1 protein-coding gene is annotated in these 2,561 nt (G+C 63.3%); it reads left to right on the plus strand.

Annotation, left to right across the window (positions count from 1 at the left end; translation table 11 throughout):
- Positions 1 to 684: 684 nt before the first annotated feature.
- Positions 685 to 2,487: a group II intron reverse transcriptase/maturase gene (ltrA, locus tag ACZ68L_RS46750; protein ID WP_469591001.1), complete on the plus strand. Its 1,803-nt coding sequence runs from the start codon at positions 685 to 687 to the stop codon at positions 2,485 to 2,487.
- Positions 2,488 to 2,561 lie beyond the last annotated feature (74 nt).

Below are 2,561 nucleotides of genomic sequence, written 5' to 3' on the forward strand. Positions count from 1 at the left end.
GCGACCGTGCGACACGAAGCCGCACGAATTTGAGTGGACTGACCGATTGGAGAGGCAGTTGATGAAGCTGTAGGTGCAGTCACGGGTCCGTGTCCGTATGACCCGTCCCCACCCTTGACGTGCGATGCCGGTAACGGCGTGGTGCGAAGCTCAGGGGAAAGCCCAAGGACTCCCGTTCCATCCGGGAGTTACCGGCAAGGGGAAGACCGGACGGGTGAAGTACATGAACTCCCGATGATGCCTCGTGATCCCAAGCCCCGCCGATGGAATGCGCGAGTGGGGTGCATGGCTAGCCGCTGAGAAGCGGCAGGCGCTGGCCGGTAGAGGTCACTCCGGCCAGGTGGACACCGCCGCCTCGGGGTAAAGGGAGCACCCACCCCGGTCGAATCTCATTCGTGTGGAACGTGGAAACCCCGTTGGGGTCCGGGCCGCTTTTGGCCCGGTCAGCCGACTGTAAGGGAGGCTCAATTCCCCAGCGGGAACAGGACGGCCCAAGAAGCCAACGCCGGAATCCGAAAGGACTCGGGAACCCGGGGCAGACGATCGGACTCTCCGCCGGTCGCCCCGCATAACCGTCCGGATACGGGTGACTGCCCGAACCCGAAAGGGTGCTGACGTGGGCCGGGTGAGCCTGTGCAGAATCACTGAACAACGACGACGGAACCGAGGGGCAAGTTGGACACCATGCAGATAGCGGACGGACCGGCCTCAGCCCTTCCGGCCGCTTCCGCGCCGGTGAACGGACCCGAGGGCGAAGACCTGGACTGGGCGTCGATTGACTGGCGTCGGGTCGAGGAGGACGTACGGCGTCTGCGGCAGAGAATCTTCACGGCATCGCAGGCAGGGGATCTTAAGAAGGTCCGCAATTTACAGAAGTTGATGCTCCGGTCCCGCTCCAACACGCTCCTGAGCGTGCGACGGGTAACGGAAATCAATGCTGGACGCGCGACGGCGGGAGTCGACGGAAAGGTTGTGCTGTTGTCCCAGTCCAAGGCCGCATTGGCCGACTGGGTCCAGCATCGCGCCCGACCGTGGATTCCCAAGCCCGTCAAGCGGGTGTTCATCCCTAAACCGGGGACCACGAAGAAGCGCGGACTCGGAATTCCCGTGATCGTTGACCGGTGCTTGCAAGCTGTGGCACTGGGAGCACTGGAGCCCGAGTGGGAAGCGCGGTTCGAGCCGAAGTCGTACGGCTTTCGGCCCGGCCGCGGCTGTCACGACGCGATCGGGGCCATCTACTCCACGCTCAACGGGAAGAACCCGCAGCGTGCGTGGGTGCTCGACGCAGACCTGACGGCGGCGTTCGACCGAATCGACCACACCCGGCTCATGGCAGCACTCGGCACCTTCCCCGCCCGGGGACTGGTCCGCCGGTGGCTGAAGGCCGGGGTCGTGGATCGCGGTCGGTTCGCTCCGACCGAGGAGGGAACTCCGCAGGGTGGAGTGATCAGCCCGTTGCTCTTCAATGTGGCCCTGCATGGAATGGAGGAAGCCGCAGGGGTCCGCTATTACACCACCGGCAGAGATTCCGGGAGTGCCCAAAGCGGCAGCCCCGTGCTGGTTCGATACGCAGATGACTTTGTCGCGATGTGCACCAGCCGTGAACAGGCCGAGCAGGTCAAAGAGCGGCTGGCTGTATGGCTGACGCCCAGGGGGCTGGCTTTTCACGAGGACAAGACACGCATCGTCCACGCGGAGAGCGGATTCGACTTCCTGGGGTTCAACGTCCGCCGCTATCACGGCAAATTGCTGATCAAGCCGAGTAGCGCGGCTCAACGACGGATCCGGGAACGGCTCAGTACCGAAATGATGGCTCTGCGAGGGGCTAACGCCGGTGCGGTACTCAAGACGATCAACCCGATCGTTCGGGGTTGGTCGGCCTACTACCGAACGGTGGTGTCCAGTGAGATCTTTACGGCGCTGGACAATCACATGTGGAAGCTCGCTTACAAGTGGGCCAAGCACAGCCACCCGAACAAGCCGAAGCGTTGGGTATCCGACAAGTACTTCGGCCGGTTCAACAGGTCCAGGAACGACCGCTGGGTGTTCGGTGACCGCGACAGCGGCGCCTACCTCCTCAAGTTCTCCTGGACGAAGATAGTCCGGCACCAACTGGTCAAGGGGAAGGCGTCCCCGGACGACCCTGCCCTGGAATCCTATTGGGCTCAGCGGCGCCGAAAGGGAACCCCTCTACCAGTCGACGCTATGACCGTGCACCTTCTACGGGAACAGCACGGCCGTTGCTCGATCTGCGGAGGGCTCTTGCTGCACGCCGACCACCCGCCGCAAAGCCCACAAGAATGGGAAGCGTGGCGGGTAGTCATCCGGAAGGCGATCTCCAAGCACTACATCGCGTTCCCAGGCGGGAGAATGCCGGGCGGTCAACGACTCCGTCTCCTCCACACCCATTGTCATCGGCAGAATGGAGCCGCCACGATGACAAGTCCAGCACTTTTGCCTGCCGGCGAGCCTTTAGGGCTTGCTTGAGCCGTGTGCGGTGAAAGCTGCTTGCACGGTTCTGAGGGGGCGGGGACGCAGTAATGCGTCCCCGCTACCCGACT

The organism is Streptomyces sp. NPDC104309 (genome assembly GCF_055584025.1).

Coding starts and splice junctions, on each gene's coding strand:
- ltrA (WP_469591001.1), top strand. CDS start 685: ATGCAGATAGCGGACGGACCGGCCTCAGCCCTTCCGGCCGCTTCCGCG.